This is a genomic window from Streptomyces sp. TSRI0107 (assembly GCF_001905845.1).
GTDB lineage: Bacteria > Actinomycetota > Actinomycetes > Streptomycetales > Streptomycetaceae > Streptomyces.
In genome coordinates, this window is record NZ_LIVZ01000007.1 from 503,546 (window position 1) to 519,685 (window position 16,140).

The following is a 16,140-nucleotide window of genomic DNA, read 5'->3' on the forward strand; positions in this document are numbered from 1 at the left end:
GTACGGGGCGCCGACCGTTGTGCGTCCCGTGGAGCCGCCTCCGCGTTCCCCCCGGCGGGCGCCGACGTCGCCCGAGGAGGGGCCGCCGCCGCCCCCGCCCCCCGCGCCACCCCCGCCGGGCAGGCCCGAGTAGGGTGCCGGGCGGGGCAGGAGTTTGGCGTCGTGGCCGGTGTGTCACACGGACGTCATCCGGGCGTCGACCAGTGTTCCGTGTCCGCTAGGCGGACCTCGGGGGCGGGCGGCACTGGGTGCCGGTTACCGTGGGAGCACCATGAGCGCTTTGCAGACCTCTGACGTCCCCACTCTCCTGGTCAAGATCTTCGGCAAGGACAGGCCGGGGATCACGGCCGGGCTCTTCGACACCCTCGCCGCCTACTCGGTCGACGTGGTCGACATCGAGCAGGTCGTCACCCGTGGCCGGATCGTGCTGTGCGCGCTCGTGACCGAGCCGCCCCACGGGCTGGAGGGCGACCTCCGGGCCACCGTCCACAGCTGGGCCGAGTCGATGAAGATGCAGGCCGAGATCATCTCCGGCCTCGGCGACAACCGCCCCCGCGGCCTCGGCCGCTCCCTGGTGACCGTGCTCGGTCACCCCCTCACCGCCGAGGCCACCGCCGCGATCGCCGCCAAGATCACCAAGGCCGGCGGCAACATCGACCGTATCTTCCGGCTCGCCAAGTACCCCGTGACCGCCGTGGAGTTCGCGGTGTCCGGCGTGGAGACCGAACCGCTGCGCACCACCCTGGTCACCGACGCGGCGGCGCTCGGCGTCGACGTGGCGGTCGTCGCGGCGGGACTGCACCGGCGCGCCCAGCGCCTGGTCGTCATGGACGTGGACTCCACCCTGATCCAGGACGAGGTGATCGAGCTCTTCGCCGCGCACGCCGGCTGCGAGGACCAGGTCGCCGAGGTGACGGCCGCCGCGATGCGCGGCGAGCTGGACTTCGAGCAGTCGCTGCACGCGCGGGTGGCGCTGCTGAAGGGCCTGGACGCCTCGGTGGTGGACAAGGTGCGCAGCGAGGTCCGGCTGACGCCGGGCGCCCGTACGCTGATCCGCACGCTGAAGCGGCTCGGCTACCAAGTCGGTGTGGTCTCCGGCGGGTTCACCCAGGTCACGGACGATCTGAAGGAACGCCTGGGGCTGGACTTCGCCCAGGCCAACACCCTGGAGATCGTCGACGGCAAGCTGACCGGCCGGGTCACCGGGGAGATCGTGGACCGCGCGGGCAAGGCGCGGCTGCTGCGCCGGTTCGCCGCGGAGGCGGGCGTACCGCTGTCGCAGACCGTGGCGATCGGCGACGGCGCCAACGACCTGGACATGCTGAACGCGGCCGGGCTCGGGGTCGCCTTCAACGCGAAGCCGGTGGTGCGGGAGGCCGCGCACACGGCGGTGAACGTGCCGTTCCTGGACACCGTGCTCTACCTGCTCGGTGTCACCCGGGAAGAGGTCGAGGCGGCGGACGCGCACGAGGAGAGCTGATCCGGCCGGGCGGCTCCGGGGAGCCGGTGCCGCCCGTCGTGGTGTGACGTCGTCGTGTGACGGGACCGGTACCGCCGTGGTGCCGGCCCCGTCAGCTGTACCGGGGTCGGCTCACTCGCTCGGGGCCCAGTAGTCGACCAGAGTGCCCACGCCCGGTTCGAGGGTCTTCCAGGAGCCGGTGAAGGACAGCACCGCGAAGGCGGCGGCCGGGAAGCCGCGGCGGGCCATCCGCCGGCGGGCCTCGTCGTCGGCCGAGCCTGCCAGCACCTCGGCGAGGCCGTGCACGCCGGGGTTGTGGCCGATCAGGAGGAGGTTCTGGGCGTCGTCGGGGGTTTCGTTGAGCACGGCGATCAGCTCGCCGGGCGAGGCCTCGTAGATCCGCTCCTCGTAGACCGTCTTCGGCCGGTGCGAGAACTCGTGGACGGCGAGCTTCCAGGTCTCGCGGGTCCGGGTCGCCGTGGAGCAGAGGGCCAGGTCGAAGGGGATGCCGGTGTCGGCCAGCCTGCGTCCGGCTTCGGCGGCGTCCATGCGGCCCCGGTCGGCGAGCGGCCGCTCGTGGTCGTTGACCTGGGGCCAGTCGGCCTTCGCATGCCGGAAGAGGACGATCCTGCGGGGTTCTGCGACGCTCATGACTCCCAGCTTCGCATGAAACAGGCCATGGGGCGCAGGGAGTTGACGAGCGGTTTCGCGGGTGCTCAGCGGGTCAGCAGCTGCCGGACGTGGTCCATGAGCCGGGCCATGGCGGGGTCGCCGCCCGCGGCGTGGGCGTCGGCCGGGTTCAGGATGAGCGTCAGCAGGGCGACGAAGGCGAGCGTCGGCAGGGCGAGGGCCCACCAGGGCAGGCGAGTTTCGACGCCCCGGGTGCCGACCGGGCGGGGGCGGGGCTGGGTGCGGGCCGACATGATGCCTCCGTGGATCCGTCCTCGACTGGCGTGGTCCGCCTCCCGCGGCCACACTTCGACGCTACGGAACGCAGAGGCGTCAACCCATCCGGTGACCCACCCACTTGACCCTGACACTCACCCCCTAGGGGATGGTGGGGACAACCCCACCATGAGCGTGCCATCGGGGCATCAGGGCCGGGGAGCCGAGGGCCACGGGTCCTATGGCGCGGCGATCGACGCGATGACGGCGATGATCACGAAGATGGCGAAGAACGAGCCGAAGACGAGCAGCATCTTCTTCTGGCCGTTCTTGGGGTTCGGGTCGAGCACTGGCATACCGCAAGTCTCGCACCCGTCCCCCGAGCCCGTCCCGCCGGGGGTCAGCCGGGGGTCAGCCGGCGGCAGCCGCCTCGTCCTCCACCGTGCGGTCGCGGCCCGCCAGCCAGCCGACCGCCATCTGCGGGACCATCAGGGCGATCATCAGGGCGATCGGCAGCCCCCAGCCGCCGCTGTGCTGGTAGAGCACGCCCACCAGGAGCGGTCCGGGGATGGAGATCAGATAGCCGGTGCTCTGCGCGAACGCGGACAGCTGGGCCACGCCCGGCCCGGACCGCGCGCGCATCCCGACCATGGTCAGCGCCAGCGGGAAGGCGCAGTTGGAGACGCCCAGCAGCACGGCCCACGCCCAGGCGCCGCCGGCGGGTGCGAGGTAGAGCCCGGCGTATCCGGCGAGGCCGCACACGCCGAGGGCGAGCACGATGGGCCCCTGGTGGGGCAGCCGGGTGGCCAGCCGGGGGATGACGAAGGCCAGCGGCACGCCCATCACCATGGTGACGGCCAGGAGCAGACCGGCGGTGCCGGCGGGGACCCCGGCGTCGCGGAAGATCTGCGCCATCCAGCCCATGGTGATGTAGGCGGCGGTGGCCTGGAGGCCGAAGAAGGCGGCGAGCGCCCACGCGGTACGGCTGCGGGTGATGCGCAGCGCGGGGGCCTGCGCCTCCCCCGGGGCTGCCGCGGGGTCGGCCTGTCCGGCGCCGGAGGCCGCGCCCCGGTCCCGCAGGACCGGCAGCCAGGGCAGTACGGCCGCGGCGGCGAGCGCGGCCCACACGGCGAGCCCGGCCTGCCAGTCGCCGCCCAGCGCGTCGGTGACCGGCACGGTCACGGCGGCGGCGGTGGAGGTGCCGAGGGCGAGGGCCATGGAGTACGCGCCGGTCATGGACCCGACCCGGTCGGGGAACCAGCGCTTGACGATGACCGGCATCAGGACGTTGCTGACCGCGATGCCCATGAGGGCGAGCGCGCTGGCGGCCAGGAATCCGGGGGTGCCGCCCGTGAACGGCCGGATCAGCAGGCCGGCGGCGATGGCGGCCATGCCGGCGCAGACCACCGCGGCGGGGCCGAAGCGGCGGGCCAGGCGGGGCGCCATGACACCGAAGACGGCGAAGCAGAGCGGCGGCACGGAGGTGAGCAGTCCGGCGACGCTGCCGCTCATGCCGAGGCCGTCGCGGACCTCTTCGAGGAGGGCGCCGAGGCTGGTGATGGCGGGGCGGAGGTTGAGGGCGGACAGCATGATGCCGACGACGACCAGGCGTACGGTCCACGCGCGCGTGGTGCTCTCGCGCGTGGTGCTCTTCTGCGTCGCGGTCGTGCGCGGCGCGTCATCGGAGCCGCCTGCCGCCGGACGGCCTGCGTCCTGCGACTCCGGGGACTTCTTCGTCTGTATCTCCTCGCCTGCCATGCGGCCCATCATAGAATCATGGGATGATTGGTTGTCCATTCCCCGGGCGCCCGATGCCGCCCGGCCCGTGCGAAGGTGTGCCATGCCCTTGAGCCACCCCCGTCGCTCGGCGTTGTCCGAGCAGGTCATCGCCGAGCTGCGCAACCAGATCACCTCGGGCGAGTGGCCGGTCGGCTCCCGCATCCCCACCGAGCCGGAACTGGTCGAGCAGCTCGGCGTGGCCCGCAACACGGTCCGCGAGGCGGTCCGGGCGCTGGCGCACAACGGCCTGCTGGACATCCGCCAGGGCTCCGGCACCTATGTCGTGGCGACCAGTGAGCTGGCGGGCGTGATGCACCGCCGTTTCGCGGGCGCCGATCCCCGGCACATCGCCGAGCTGCGCTCGACCCTGGAGTCGGCCGCCGCGAAGCTGGCCGCCGAGCGGCGCACCGAGAAGGACCTCAAGCAGCTGGACGCGCTGCTGGTGCGGCGCGAGGAGGCCTGGGAGACCGGGGACGCGGAGACGTTCGTGACGGCGGACGCGACGTTCCACCTGGCCGTGGTGGCCGCCTCGCACAACGACGTCATGACGGCGATGTACGCGGACCTGGGCGAGGTGCTGCGGGACTGGCTGCGCGAGGACGTGGGCGAGACGCTCACCCCGGAGACGTACATGGACCACGCGCGGCTGGTGGACGCCATCCGCGCGGGCGACGCGGAGACGGCGGAGACGGAGGCGGCGGGCTATCCGTTCCTGTGCCGCCCGGGCCGGTTCAGCTCCCCTGGTTCTGGTGGCTGATCCACACCGCGCGGACCTCCTTCCAGCAGCGGCCGGTCAGGCGCACGGTCATCGCGGGACCGGCGTCGGCCGGGGCGCTGTCGGTGTCCAGGTCCCACCAGCGGACGCATTCGATGTGCAGCCGCACGCGGTCCGTGTCCACATAGGGGTTGTGACAGTGAGCGGTCACCTCGGAGCCGTGGATCCGCGTGCGGCACGCGGCTCCGAACGGCTGGGGCGTTTCCGGTTCGCGCGCCTCCACGCGCGCGTGGGGCATCGCTTCGTGCGGCAGGGAAAGCACCAGGGCGGCGGCCAGGGTCACTGAGGCCAGGCTTCGGAACAGGCACACAAGGGAACCTCCTCGGCCGTGCTGGGGAGGGACGCGTTGGTGGACGCGTAATCAGAGTGCCCGGTTGCCTCGGGCTTCCGCCCGGCCGGGTAGGCCGAACGGGTGACGCCCCGCTCCCCGCGCGAAGCGGGAAACGGGGCGTCGGCGCCGTGGGCGATGCCTTACGGGACGGGTCACGCGCCGATGGCGTGCAGGCCACCGTCCACGTGGATGATCTCGCCGGTGGTCTTCGGGAACCAGTCGCTCAGCAGTGCGACCACACCGCGGCCGGCCGGCTCCGGGTCCTTCAGGTCCCACTCCAGCGGGGAACGGCTGTCCCACACCGAGGCCAGCTCGCTGAAGCCCGGGATGGACTTGGCGGCCATGGAGCCGATCGGGCCCGCCGAGATGAGGTTGCAGCGGATGCCCTGCTTGCCCAGGTCACGCGCCATGTAGCGGTTCGTGGCCTCCAGGGCGGCCTTGGCCGGGCCCATCCAGTCGTACTGCGGCCAGGCGTACTGGGCGTCGAAGGTGAGGCCGACGACCGAGCCGCCGTTCTGCATCAGCGGCAGGCAGGCCATGGTCAGCGACTTCAGCGAGAACGCCGAGACGTGCATGGCGGTGGCCACCGACTCGAACGGCGTGTTGAGGAAGTTGCCGCCGAGCGCGTCCTGCGGGGCGAAGCCGATGGAGTGGACGACGCCGTCGAGGCCGCCCAGCTCCTGGCCGACGATCTCCTCCAGCCGGCCCAGGTGCTCGTCGTTGGTGACGTCGAGCTCGATGACCTTGGTGGGCTTGGGCAGCTTCTTGGCGATGCGCTCGGTCAGCGTGGGCCGCGGGAACGCGGTCAGGATGATCTCGGCGCCCTGCTCCTGGGCCAGCTTGGCGGTGTGGAAGGCGATGGAGGACTCCATCAGCACACCGGTGATCAGGACGCGCTTGCCCTCGAGAATTCCGCTCATGGTGATCAGTGACCCATTCCCAGTCCGCCGTCTACGGGGATGACGGCTCCAGTGATGTACGAGGCGTCGTCCGAGGCGAGGAACCGCACCGTCGCGGCGATCTCCTCGGGCTGCGCGTAACGGCCGAGCGGCACCTGAGACATGATGTTCTCGCGCTGCTCGTCGCTGAGCGCCCGGGTCATGTCCGTGTCGACGAAACCGGGCGCGACGACGTTGAAAGTGATGTTGCGCGAGCCCAGCTCACGGGCGAGGGAGCGCGCGAAGCCGACGAGGGCGGCCTTGGACGCGGCATAGTTCGCCTGGCCGGCCGAGCCCAGCAGGCCGACGACCGACGAGATGAGGACGACCCGGCCCTTCTTGGCGCGCAGCATGCCGCGGTTGGCCCGCTTCACGACGCGGAAGGTGCCGGTGAGGTTGGTGTCGATGACCGAGGTGAACTCCTCCTCGGACATGCGCATCAGCAGCTGGTCCTTGGTGACGCCGGCGTTGGCCACCAGCACCTCGACCGGGCCGTGCTCGGCCTCGATCTCCTTGTAGGCCTGCTCCACCTGCTCGGGGTCGGTGATGTCGCACTTGACGGCGAGGAAACCGGCCGGCGGCTCGCCGGACCGGTACGTGATCGCGACCTTGTCGCCGGCGTCGGCGAAAGCGCGGGCGATGGCGAGGCCGATGCCCCGGTTGCCTCCGGTGACGAGAACCGAGCGGCTCAACGGATCACCCTTTCGATAGCGGTCTGATACCCCGCCCGGCACCTGGACGACAGGCGGCCATGACAGGCGGCTTCACCGAAAACCTATCGGTCGGCCGCGGGCGCCGGACATTCGGGCACCCACAGTGGCGCAGGGGGCTCACTGTCGAATCCCTACAGAAAGCCCCGGTCGCCGGATACAAACGTGTGGTCCGCGGGCCCGCGGGCGCGTCATGATCGGAGCCGACAGGCGACGACAGCAGGGAGACCTCGGGTGCCTCATACCATCGACGAAGCCTTCACGGCACTTCCGCTACGCGCCCTCGCCGACGCCGCGCTGGCACGCGCGCGTGCCCTCGGCGCGGAACACGCGGACTTCCGGTTCGAGCGGGTGCGCAGCGCGTCCTGGCGGCTGCGGGACGGCAGGCCGTCCGGGTCGTCGGACACCACCGACCTGGGCTACGCGGTGCGGGTGGTGCACGGCGGGACGTGGGGCTTCGCGTCCGGCGTGGACCTGACCATGGACGCCGCCGCGAAGGTGGCGGGCCAGGCGGTGGCGATGGCCAAGCTCTCCGCGCAGGTGATCAAGGCGGCCGGGTCGGACGAGCGGGTGGAGCTGGCGGGTGAGCCGGTGCACGCCGACAGGACGTGGATCTCGTCGTACGAGATCGATCCGTTCACCGTGCCCGACGAGGAGAAGGCCGGGCTGCTGGCGGAGTGGAGCCGGCGACTGCTCGCGGCCGACGGGGTGGACCATGTCGACGCCTCGCTGCTCACCGTGCACGAGAACAAGTTCTACGCCGACACGGCCGGGACCGTGACCACCCAGCAGCGGGTCCGGCTGCATCCGCAGCTCACGGCGGTGTCGGTCGACGATTCGAGCGGCGAGTTCGACTCGATGCGCACGCTCGCGCCGCCGGTCGGGCGCGGCTGGGAGTACCTGACGGGCACCGGCTGGGACTGGGACGCCGAGCTGGCCGAGATGCCGGAGCTGCTGGCGCAGAAGATGCGCGCGCCGAGCGTGGAGCCGGGGCTGTACGACCTGGTCGTGGACCCGTCCAACCTGTGGCTGACGATCCACGAGTCCATCGGGCACGCGACCGAGCTGGACCGCGCGCTGGGCTACGAGGCCGCGTACGCCGGCACCTCGTTCGCCACGTTCGACCAGCTCGGCACGTTGAAGTACGGCTCGGAACTGATGAACGTCACCGGCGACCGCACCGCCGAGCACGGCCTGGCGACCGTCGGGTACGACGACGAGGGCGTCGAGGCGCAGTCCTGGGACCTGGTGAAGGACGGCACGCTCGTCGGGTACCAGCTGGACCGCAGGATCGCGAAGCTCACCGGGCTCGGGCGGTCCAACGGGTGCGCCTTCGCCGACTCCCCCGGGCATGTGCCGGTGCAGCGGATGGCCAACGTCTCGCTGCGGCCCGATCCGGCCGGCATGTCCACCGAGGACCTGATCGGCGGCGTCGACCGCGGCATCTACGTCGTCGGGGACCGGTCCTGGTCCATCGACATGCAGCGGTACAACTTCCAGTTCACCGGCCAGCGGTTCTTCAAGATCGAGAACGGGCGGATCACCGGGCAGCTGCGGGACGTCGCCTACCAGGCGACCACCACCGACTTCTGGGGTTCGATGGTCGCGGTCGGCGGGCCGCAGACCTACGTCCTCGGCGGCGCCTTCAACTGCGGCAAGGCCCAGCCGGGCCAGGTCGCCGCCGTCTCCCACGGCTGCCCGTCCGCCCTGTTCCGGGGCGTGAACATCCTTAACACCACGCAGGAGGCCGGCCGATGAGCGCCCCGACGAACAAGCCGTACGAGATCGTCGAGCGGGCCCTGGAGCTGTCCCGGGCCGACGGCTGTGTGGTGATCGCCGACGAGGAGTCCAGCGCCAACCTGCGCTGGGCGGGCAACGCGCTGACCACCAACGGTGTCACGCGCGGGCGTACGCTCACCGTCATCGCGACCGTCGACGGCAAGGAGGGCACCGCCTCCGGGGTGGTGTCCCGGTCCGCCGTGACCGCGGACGAGCTGGAGCCGCTGGTGCGGGCCGCGGAGGCCGCCGCGCGCGGCGCCGAGCCCGCCGAGGACGCCCGGCCGCTCGTCGCGGACGTGCCCTCCTCCCCCGACTTCACGGACGCGCCCGCGGAGACCTCCTCGGCGGTGTTCGCCGACTTCGCGCCCGCCCTGGGCGAGGCGTTCGCCCGCGCGCGGGCGGGCGGCCGGGAACTGTACGGCTTCGCCAACCACGAGCTGACCAGCAGCTACCTGGGCACGTCCACGGGGCTGCGGCTGCGCCACGACCAGCCCAACGGCACGCTGGAGCTGAACGCCAAGTCGCCGGACCGCTCCCGCTCGGCATGGGCCGGACGCTCCACCCGGGACTTCGAGGACGTCGACCCGGCGGCGCTCGACGCGGAGCTGGCCGTCCGTCTCGGCTGGGCCGAGCGCCGGATCGAGCTGCCCGCCGGGCGGTACGAGACGCTGCTGCCGCCGACGGCGGTCGCGGACCTGCTGATCTACCAGATGTGGTCGGCGTCGGGCCGGGACGCGAGCGAGGGCCGCACGGTGTTCTCCAAGCCCGGTGGCGGCACCCGGCTCGGCGAGCGGCTGAGCGAGCTGCCGCTGACGCTGCGCAGCGACCCGCACGAGCCGGGCCTCCAGGCCGCGCCGTTCGTGCTCGCGCACTCCTCCGGCGGTGACTCGTCGGTGTTCGACAACGGGCTGCCGCTCACGCCCACCGAGTGGATCAGCCGGGGCGAGCTGAAGCACCTGATCACCAGCCGGCACAGCGCGGACCTCACCGGGCTGCCGGTGTCGCCGGGCATCGACAACCTGATCCTGGACGGCGGCGACGACCGCACCCTGGACGAGATGGTCGCGAGCACCGAGCGCGGGCTGCTGCTGACCTGCCTGTGGTACATCCGCGAGGTGGACCCGGCGACGCTGCTGCTCACCGGTCTGACCAGGGACGGCGTGTACCTGGTCGAGAACGGCGAGGTGACCGGCGAGGTGAACAACTTCCGGTTCAACGAGTCGCCGGTCGGGCTGCTGGGCCGGGCCACGGAGGCGGGGCGCACGGAGAAGACGCTGCCGAGGGAGTGGAGCGACTGGTTCACCAGGGCCGCGATGCCGCCGCTGCGGGTGCCCGACTTCAACATGAGCTCGGTCAGTCGCGGCGTCTGAGCCGACGGCAGGCCCCCATAGACTGGGGGAAGCCCTTTTCACCGTTCAAGGAGACATACGACCGTGACGGACATCGTCGACGAGCTGAAGTGGCGTGGGCTGTTCGCCCAGTCCACTGACGAGGACGCTTTGCGCAAGGCGCTCGCGGACGGTCCCGTCACGTTCTATTGCGGCTTCGACCCGACCGCGCCGTCCCTGCACGTGGGGCACCTGGTGCAGGTGCTCACCGTGCGCCGGCTCCAGCAGGCCGGGCACCGGCCGCTGGCCCTGGTGGGCGGCGCCACGGGCCTGATCGGCGACCCCCGCCCGACCGCGGAGCGCACGCTGAACGACCCGGAGACGGTCAAGGGCTGGGTCGAGAAGCTGCGCCGCCAGATCGAGCCGTTCCTGTCCTTCGAGGGCGAGAACGCGGCCCTGATGGTCAACAACCTCGACTGGACCGAGGGCCTGTCCGCGATCGAGTTCCTGCGCGACATCGGCAAGCACTTCCGCGTCAACAAGATGCTGACGAAGGACTCGGTCGCCCGTCGCCTGGAGTCCTCCGAGGGCATCAGCTACACGGAGTTCAGCTACCAGCTGCTGCAGGGCATGGACTTCCTCCAGCTCTACCGGCGGTACGGGTGCAGCCTCCAGCAGGGCGGCAGCGACCAGTGGGGCAACCTCACGGCCGGCCTGGACCTGATCCACCGGCTGGAGCCGCAGGCCGACGTGCACGCCCTGGCCACCCCGCTGATGACGAAGGCGGACGGCACCAAGTTCGGCAAGACCGAGGGCGGCGCCGTCTGGCTCGACCCGGAGATGACCACGCCGTACGCGTTCTACCAGTTCTGGCTGAACGTGGACGACCGTGACATCTCCCGTTACATGCGCATCCTCTCCTTCAAGTCCCGCGAGGAGCTCGAGGAGCTGGAGAAGCTGACCGAGGAGCGGCCGCAGGCCCGTGCCGCGCAGCGCGCGCTCGCCGAGGAGCTGACGACGCTGGTGCACGGCGCCGACCAGACCGCCGCGGTGATCGCCGCGTCGAAGGCGCTGTTCGGGCAGGGCGAGCTGACCGACCTGGACGAGCGGACGCTGGCCGCGGCCCTCTCCGAGGTGCCGCACATCCGGGTCGGCGAGCTCGGCCCGGTCGTGGACCTGTTCGCCGAGGTCGGCCTGGTGGCCAGCAAGTCCGCGGCGCGGCGCACGGTGAAGGAGGGCGGCGCGTACGTGAACAACGTGAAGGTCGCCGCGGAGGACGCCGTCCCGGCGAAGGAGGAGCTGCTGCACGGGCGGTGGCTCGTGCTGCGGCGCGGCAAGAAGAACCTTGCCGCGGTCGAGGTTCTGGGCGCCTAGTTTCCGTAGGGGTGCGGACGGTCCGCGGGCCGCGGCTTCGCCGTGGCCGCTCGCACGGTTCCCCGCGCCCCTTCGCCGCGTTTCTCAGACCCGGTGTTTCCGCTTGCCCAGCGTCGCCATGTACAGCATGTCGCCGACGGCGACGATGATGATGGCGGCGATGAGCTGGAAGATGTGCCGGCTCCAGTCGATGCCGGGCGTCTCCTCGACGCCGAAGCCGCGCGCTATGGCGTTGCCCGCCACGGCGCCGAGCATGCCGAAGATGGTGACCAGCCAGAGGGGGCTGTGCTGTTTGCCCGGGATGATCGCCTTGGCAATCAGGCCCAGCACGAATCCCACGATGATCGCCCACAACCAGCCCATGGTTTCCTCCTCGTCCGGCTCGACGTGAGCAGTACGCCCAGTCTCGGCCGGTAGGCCGTACGGCGCATGTCGGGTGCCGCCGTACGCGGGAGGGGTGAGGTCGTCCGCGCAGGCCGGAGGGTGACCCGGTCTCGTGGCCTGCGCAGGCCAGGCGTAACGTGGAGTCGTCCCGGCCGGGCGTCCGATCCGGTACGGCGGACGTCGGGGCGGGCCGGGGAGAGTCCGATGCGGGCGGATGGTGGAATGTGATGCGGAAGCTAGGGGACGGCGGCAACGCCCAGGTGTTCCGGATCACTGGGGCCCGGCAGGGTCTCCAGGACGATGTCCGCGGGCGCCAGCGCCGGTATGTGATCTCGATGAGCGTCCGTACGGTCTCGGTGATCCTGGCCGCGGTGCTCTGGAACGTGGAACGGCACGTCGCGATCGTGGCGTTGGTGCTCGGCGCGGTGTTGCCGTACATCGCGGTGGTGATCGCGAACGCGGGGCGGGAGAACGCGCCGTCGCTGCCCTCGACGTTCGTGTCGGTGCCGCCCCGGACGATGATCGCGCCGCCGGCGGAATCCGGTGCGGAGGACGCGGGGAAGGATCCGGGAGCGGCGTCGCGGGACTGACCGCCGGTGCCGGGTCCGTCCGAAGCTCAGGAAATGCTCAGATCAATCATGTAGTTCCAGTGCCCGGCAACCGGTTACCCGTGACATACTTCGTAGGCGCTCCGCATCCCCCGTCGGAGCGATGGACCGACGCCGGGCAGCTCCCCCCGTGGCTGCTCGGCGTCGCTTTTTTGCGCTGGTGAGACGAAACAGTGAGTGACGAGACCTCCCCGATCTGTTCCGCCAAGGGCTGCCGGGACGCCGCCGTGTGGGTGCTGGCCTGGAACAACCCGAAGATCCACACGCCGGAGCGGCGCAAGACCTGGCTCGCCTGTGAGGAGCACCGCGAGCATCTGTCGCAGTTCCTCGGGGTGCGCGGGTTCCTGAAGGACGTGGTGCTGCTGAAGGAGTGGGAGCAGCGGGCGGAGGGCTGACGCGCGGCGTCAGCCGCCGATGGCGGACATCGGCCGGTCCGGCTGGACGAACGTCGGGTCGTCCAGGCCCGCGCCGGCCTTCTTGCCCCACATCGCCAGCCGCCAGATCCGGGCGATCTCCTCGTCGGGGGCGCCGGAGCGCAGCGCGGCCCTGAGGTCGGTCTCCTCGGTGGCGAACAGGCAGGTGCGGACCTGGCCGTCGGCCGTGAGGCGGGTGCGGTCGCAGGCGGAGCAGAAGGGGCGGGTGACGGAGGCGATGACGCCCACCCGGTGCGGGCCGCCGTCGACCAGCCAGCGTTCGGCCGGGGCGGAGCCGCGGGCCTCGGAACCCTCCTCGGTCAGCTCGAAGCGGGTGCGCAGGGAGGTGAGGATGTCCCCGGCGGTGATCATGCCGTCGCGCTTCCAGCCGTGCTGGGCGTCCAGGGGCATCTGCTCGATGAACCGCAGCTCGTAGTCGTGCTCGACGGCCCAGGCCAGCAGGTCGGGGGCCTCGTCCTCGTTGAGCCCCGGCATCAGGACGGAGTTGACCTTGACGGGGGTGAGGCCGGCCGCGCGGGCGGCTTCGAGGCCTTCCAGGACGTCCTTGTGCCGGTCGCGGCGGGTGAGGGTCTTGAAGACGTCGGGGCGCAGGGTGTCCAGGGAGACGTTGACCCGGTCCAGGCCGGCGGCCTTCAGGGCGGGGGCGGTGCGCTTGAGGCCGATGCCGTTGGTGGTGAGGGACATCTGGGGGCGCGGCTCCAGGGCGGCGACCCGCTCGACGATGCCGACCAGGCCGGGGCGCAGCAGGGGCTCACCGCCGGTGAAGCGGACTTCCTCGATGCCGAGTGAGGTGACGGCGATGTCGATGAGGCGGACGATTTCGTCGTCCGTGAGCAGGTCCGGCTTGGCCAGCCACTGCAGGCCCTCCTCGGGCATGCAGTAGGTGCAGCGCAGGTTGCACCGGTCGGTGAGCGAGACCCGCAGGTCGGTGGCCACCCGGCCGTAGGTGTCGATGAGCACTGGGCCCCCTCCCTCGTACGGAGCACACACGGAGCACGCTTGATTCCGTCACCAGTGAGCCTACGTGACGGCACCGACAACGACAGAGCCCGATCCCACGAGGTAAGACACGGCCGCGTCGTAGGGTTCTACGACGCGGCCGTGCCGGGGTGGGCTCAGTGAGCGCCGGTGCCGGTGAGGGAGCGGACCTCCAGCTCGGCGTACTTGCCCTTGTCCGGCTCCTCCTTCGACAGCAGGGTGCCGACGACGCCCAGCAGGAAGCCGACCGGGATCGAGATGAGGCCGGGGTTCTCCAGCGGGAACCAGTGGAAGTCGACGTCGGGGAACATCGAGGTGGGCTTGCCGGAGACGACCGGCGAGAACAGCACCAGGCCGACCGCGGTGACCAGGCCGCCGTAGATCGACCACAGGGCGCCCTGGGTGGTGAAACGCTTCCAGAACAGGCTGTAGAGGATCGTCGGCAGGTTGGCGGAGGCGGCGACCGCGAAGGCCAGGGCGACCAGGCCGGCGACGTTCAGGTCGCGGGCGAGGGCGCCGAGCACGATGGAGACCGCGCCGATGCCGACGGTCGCCCAGCGGGCCGCGCTGATCTCCTCCTTCTCGGTGGCCGTGCCCTTCTTGATGACGTTGGCGTAGATGTCGTGCGCGAACGACGAGGACGAGGCGAGGGTGAGGCCGGCGACGACCGCGAGGATCGTGGCGAAGGCGACCGCGGAGATGGTGGCGAGCAGGATGGCGCCCCAGCTGGAGTCGACGCCGCCGAGGTGCAGGGCGAGCAGCGGGGCGGCGGTGTTGCCCGCCTTGTTGGAGCTGGTGATCTCCTCGGGGCTGATCAGCGCGGCGGCGCCGAAGCCGAGGGCGAGGGTCATCAGGTAGAAGGCGCCGATCAGGCCGATCGCCCAGATCACGGACTTGCGGGCGGCCTGGGCGGTGGGGACGGTGTAGAAGCGGATCAGGATGTGCGGCAGACCGGCGGTGCCGAGGACGAGGGCGATGCCGAGCGAGAGGAAGTCGAGCTTGGTGGTGCCGCTGGCGCCGTACTTGAGGCCGGGCTCCAGGAAGGCCGCGGCGTGGCCGCTCTTGTCGGCGGCGGTGCCGAGCAGCTCGGAGATGTTGAAGTCGAACTTCAGCAGCACCAGGAAGGTCAGCAGCAACGCGCCCGCCATCAGCAGCACGGCCTTGACCATCTGCACCCAGGTGGTGCCCTTCATGCCGCCGATGCTGACGTACACGATCATCAGGACGCCGACCAGGGCGACGATGGCGATCTTGCCGCCGTCGCTGGTGATCCCGAGCAGCAGGGAGACCAGGACGCCCGCGCCCGCCATCTGGGCCAGCAGGTAGAAGATCGACACGACGATGGTGGAGGTGCCGGCGGCGGTGCGGACCGGGCGCTGGCGCATCCGGTAGGCGAGGACGTCGCCCATGGTGTAGCGGCCGGAGTTGCGCAGCGGTTCGGCGACCAGCAGCAGGGCGACGAGCCAGGCGACCAGGAAGCCGATGGAGTACAGGAAGCCGTCGTAGCCGAAGAGGGCGATGGCGCCCGCGATGCCGAGGAAGGACGCGGCGGACATGTAGTCGCCGGAGACGGCGAGGCCGTTCTGGAAGCCGGTGAACTGGCGGCCGCCGGCGTAGAAGTCGGCGGCGTCCTTGGTCTGCCGGCCCGCCCAGATGGTGATGACCAGGGTCGCGACCACGAACAACCCGAACAGGCTGATGATCAGCCCGCGGTGCTCGCTCGCCTCACCGGCTGCCAGGGTGAAAGCGGCGGTGCTCATTCGGCGGCCTCCATACGGGTCTTGATGGCCTCGGCCTTGGGGTCGAGCTTCGCGGCGGCGTGCCGCGCGTACCACCAGGCGATGAGGAACGTGGTGAGGAACTGGGCGAGGCCGAGGGCCAGGGCCACGTTGACGTTGCCGAACAGCTTGGTGCCCATGAAGCCGCCCGCGTAGTTGGAGAGCAGGACGTACAGCAGGTACCAGGCGATGAAGGCGACGGTCAGCGGGAAGGCGAAGGAGCGGTAGGAGCGGCGCAGTTCACCGAACTCCGCGCTCTCCTGCACCCTGGTGAACTCCTCGGTGGACGGTAGCCGGTGTTCGGTCTTCGAGGGGGGCGGTGCGTCGGTGGCCACGGAGTCTCCTCGCGGTGCGGGTGGCGACAGGGGTGATCTGGATCACTTCGACCGGGCGGCGATGTTAGTTGCCCCCGGTGTGATCCGACAGAGGGCTCGCTTGTGCTCGGCCTCCTGTCCAACGTCACGGCGCCGTCCGGGAACCGGTTCAACGACGATCGTCGTAAATCTGAGAAGTCATCGCGGTTACGCATTGCTGGTCAGCGAGTTCGGGGGATAGCTTCGCTCTGCACCATCGTCATGCACCTGCCCGAGCACCACCTGT

General features: G+C 71.0%; 18 protein-coding genes. 7 read left to right on the forward strand and 11 right to left on the reverse strand.

The genetic code is table 11. From position 1 onward, the window contains the following. The first annotated feature begins 271 nt into the window (after positions 1–271). Positions 272–1,480 (forward strand): phosphoserine phosphatase SerB, encoded by a 1,209-nt coding sequence (serB, locus tag AMK31_RS21555; protein ID WP_073942218.1) that lies wholly within the window; start codon positions 272–274, stop codon positions 1,478–1,480. A gap of 111 nt (positions 1,481–1,591) precedes the next feature. Here serB and AMK31_RS21560 read toward each other — a convergent pair whose 3' ends face one another. The 4 genes from AMK31_RS21560 to AMK31_RS21570 form a co-directional block, all read right to left on the reverse strand. Further along, positions 1,592–2,110, reverse strand: coding sequence for a SixA phosphatase family protein (locus tag AMK31_RS21560; RefSeq protein ID WP_073942219.1), 519 nt, complete (start codon positions 2,108–2,110; stop codon positions 1,592–1,594). 65 nt (positions 2,111–2,175) lie between these two features. Continuing rightward, entirely contained in the window at positions 2,176–2,382 is a 207-nt protein-coding gene (locus AMK31_RS21565; protein WP_073942220.1) for a hypothetical protein, read from the reverse strand. Between the two features lie 201 nt (positions 2,383–2,583). Continuing rightward, entirely contained in the window at positions 2,584–2,700 is a 117-nt protein-coding gene (locus AMK31_RS42160; protein ID WP_274535971.1) for an SGM_5486 family transporter-associated protein, read from the reverse strand. 55 nt (positions 2,701–2,755) lie between these two features. Continuing rightward, a complete protein-coding gene (locus tag AMK31_RS21570; RefSeq protein WP_079186894.1) occupies positions 2,756–4,102 on the reverse strand; it encodes a CynX/NimT family MFS transporter in 1,347 nt (448 codons plus the stop codon). 82 nt (positions 4,103–4,184) lie between these two features. On the opposite strand from AMK31_RS21570, the gene AMK31_RS21575 reads away from it, so the two are divergent. Further along, on the forward strand, positions 4,185–4,880 hold the full coding sequence (locus AMK31_RS21575; protein WP_073942222.1) for a FadR/GntR family transcriptional regulator: 696 nt from the start codon (positions 4,185–4,187) through the stop codon (positions 4,878–4,880). Here the strand turns inward: AMK31_RS21575 and AMK31_RS21580 are convergent. From AMK31_RS21580 to fabG, 3 genes are all read right to left on the reverse strand, one after another. Continuing rightward, positions 4,855–5,208 (reverse strand): hypothetical protein, encoded by a 354-nt coding sequence (locus AMK31_RS21580; protein ID WP_073942223.1) that lies wholly within the window; start codon positions 5,206–5,208, stop codon positions 4,855–4,857. The two genes, AMK31_RS21575 and AMK31_RS21580, sit on opposite strands and share 26 nt — an antisense overlap. Before the next feature lie 173 nt (positions 5,209–5,381). After that, positions 5,382–6,149 (reverse strand): enoyl-ACP reductase FabI, encoded by a 768-nt coding sequence (fabI, locus tag AMK31_RS21585; protein WP_073942224.1) that lies wholly within the window; start codon positions 6,147–6,149, stop codon positions 5,382–5,384. 5 nt (positions 6,150–6,154) lie between these two features. Continuing rightward, positions 6,155–6,859 carry a 3-oxoacyl-[acyl-carrier-protein] reductase gene (gene fabG, locus AMK31_RS21590; RefSeq protein ID WP_073942225.1) on the reverse strand — a complete coding sequence of 235 codons (705 nt, stop codon included), beginning with the start codon at positions 6,857–6,859 and terminating at the stop codon, positions 6,155–6,157. 252 nt (positions 6,860–7,111) lie between these two features. Between fabG and AMK31_RS21595 the strand changes: the two genes are divergently transcribed. The 3 genes from AMK31_RS21595 (at position 7,112) to tyrS (ending at position 11,358) form a co-directional block, all read left to right on the forward strand. Then, positions 7,112–8,635, forward strand: a complete 1,524-nt coding sequence (locus tag AMK31_RS21595) for a TldD/PmbA family protein (RefSeq protein WP_073942226.1) — start codon at positions 7,112–7,114, stop codon at positions 8,633–8,635. Beyond that, a complete protein-coding gene (locus AMK31_RS21600) occupies positions 8,632–10,026 on the forward strand; it encodes a TldD/PmbA family protein (RefSeq protein ID WP_073942227.1) in 1,395 nt (464 codons plus the stop codon). Before AMK31_RS21595 ends, AMK31_RS21600 begins: the two co-directional genes overlap by 4 nt. A 63-nt stretch (positions 10,027–10,089) precedes the next feature. Beyond that, the gene (gene tyrS, locus AMK31_RS21605) at positions 10,090–11,358 is read left to right on the forward strand and encodes a tyrosine--tRNA ligase (RefSeq protein ID WP_073942228.1); all 1,269 of its coding nucleotides are present in this window, start codon (positions 10,090–10,092) and stop codon (positions 11,356–11,358) included. Positions 11,359–11,442: 84 nt separating this feature from the next. Here the strand turns inward: tyrS and AMK31_RS21610 are convergent, their stop codons facing one another. Further along, positions 11,443–11,721 (reverse strand): GlsB/YeaQ/YmgE family stress response membrane protein, encoded by a 279-nt coding sequence (locus AMK31_RS21610; RefSeq protein WP_073942229.1) that lies wholly within the window; start codon positions 11,719–11,721, stop codon positions 11,443–11,445. A 248-nt stretch (positions 11,722–11,969) separates the two neighbouring features. On the opposite strand from AMK31_RS21610, the gene AMK31_RS21615 reads away from it, so the two are divergent. Together AMK31_RS21615 and AMK31_RS21620 are read left to right on the forward strand one after the other, a co-directional pair. Further along, entirely contained in the window at positions 11,970–12,332 is a 363-nt protein-coding gene (locus AMK31_RS21615; protein ID WP_079186887.1) for a DUF3099 domain-containing protein, read from the forward strand. A gap of 191 nt (positions 12,333–12,523) precedes the next feature. Then, positions 12,524–12,745 carry a hypothetical protein gene (locus tag AMK31_RS21620; protein ID WP_073942231.1) on the forward strand — a complete coding sequence of 74 codons (222 nt, stop codon included), beginning with the start codon at positions 12,524–12,526 and terminating at the stop codon, positions 12,743–12,745. 9 nt (positions 12,746–12,754) lie between these two features. On the opposite strand, the gene moaA is transcribed toward AMK31_RS21620, so the two are convergent. The 3 genes from moaA to AMK31_RS21635 form a co-directional block, all read right to left on the reverse strand. After that, the gene (gene moaA, locus AMK31_RS21625; protein ID WP_073942232.1) at positions 12,755–13,744 is read right to left on the reverse strand and encodes a GTP 3',8-cyclase MoaA; all 990 of its coding nucleotides are present in this window, start codon (positions 13,742–13,744) and stop codon (positions 12,755–12,757) included. Between the two features lie 155 nt (positions 13,745–13,899). Beyond that, the gene (locus AMK31_RS21630) at positions 13,900–15,522 is read right to left on the reverse strand and encodes a solute symporter family protein (RefSeq protein WP_073942233.1); all 1,623 of its coding nucleotides are present in this window, start codon (positions 15,520–15,522) and stop codon (positions 13,900–13,902) included. Beyond that, positions 15,519–15,875 carry a DUF485 domain-containing protein gene (locus AMK31_RS21635; protein ID WP_073942234.1) on the reverse strand — a complete coding sequence of 119 codons (357 nt, stop codon included), beginning with the start codon at positions 15,873–15,875 and terminating at the stop codon, positions 15,519–15,521. Before AMK31_RS21635 ends, AMK31_RS21630 begins: the two co-directional genes overlap by 4 nt. Between the last annotated feature and the right edge of the window lie 265 nt (positions 15,876–16,140).

Coding starts and splice junctions, on each gene's coding strand:
- serB (WP_073942218.1), top strand. CDS start 272: ATGAGCGCTTTGCAGACCTCTGACGTCCCCACTCTCCTGGTCAAGATC.
- AMK31_RS42160 (WP_274535971.1), bottom strand. CDS start 2,700: ATGCCAGTGCTCGACCCGAACCCCAAGAACGGCCAGAAGAAGATGCTG.
- AMK31_RS21610 (WP_073942229.1), bottom strand. CDS start 11,721: ATGGGCTGGTTGTGGGCGATCATCGTGGGATTCGTGCTGGGCCTGATT.
- AMK31_RS21615 (WP_079186887.1), top strand. CDS start 11,970: ATGCGGAAGCTAGGGGACGGCGGCAACGCCCAGGTGTTCCGGATCACT.
- AMK31_RS21560 (WP_073942219.1), bottom strand. CDS start 2,110: ATGAGCGTCGCAGAACCCCGCAGGATCGTCCTCTTCCGGCATGCGAAG.
- AMK31_RS21630 (WP_073942233.1), bottom strand. CDS start 15,522: ATGAGCACCGCCGCTTTCACCCTGGCAGCCGGTGAGGCGAGCGAGCAC.
- AMK31_RS21575 (WP_073942222.1), top strand. CDS start 4,185: ATGCCCTTGAGCCACCCCCGTCGCTCGGCGTTGTCCGAGCAGGTCATC.
- fabI (WP_073942224.1), bottom strand. CDS start 6,149: ATGAGCGGAATTCTCGAGGGCAAGCGCGTCCTGATCACCGGTGTGCTG.
- AMK31_RS21570 (WP_079186894.1), bottom strand. CDS start 4,102: ATGGCAGGCGAGGAGATACAGACGAAGAAGTCCCCGGAGTCGCAGGAC.
- AMK31_RS21600 (WP_073942227.1), top strand. CDS start 8,632: ATGAGCGCCCCGACGAACAAGCCGTACGAGATCGTCGAGCGGGCCCTG.
- AMK31_RS21565 (WP_073942220.1), bottom strand. CDS start 2,382: ATGTCGGCCCGCACCCAGCCCCGCCCCCGCCCGGTCGGCACCCGGGGC.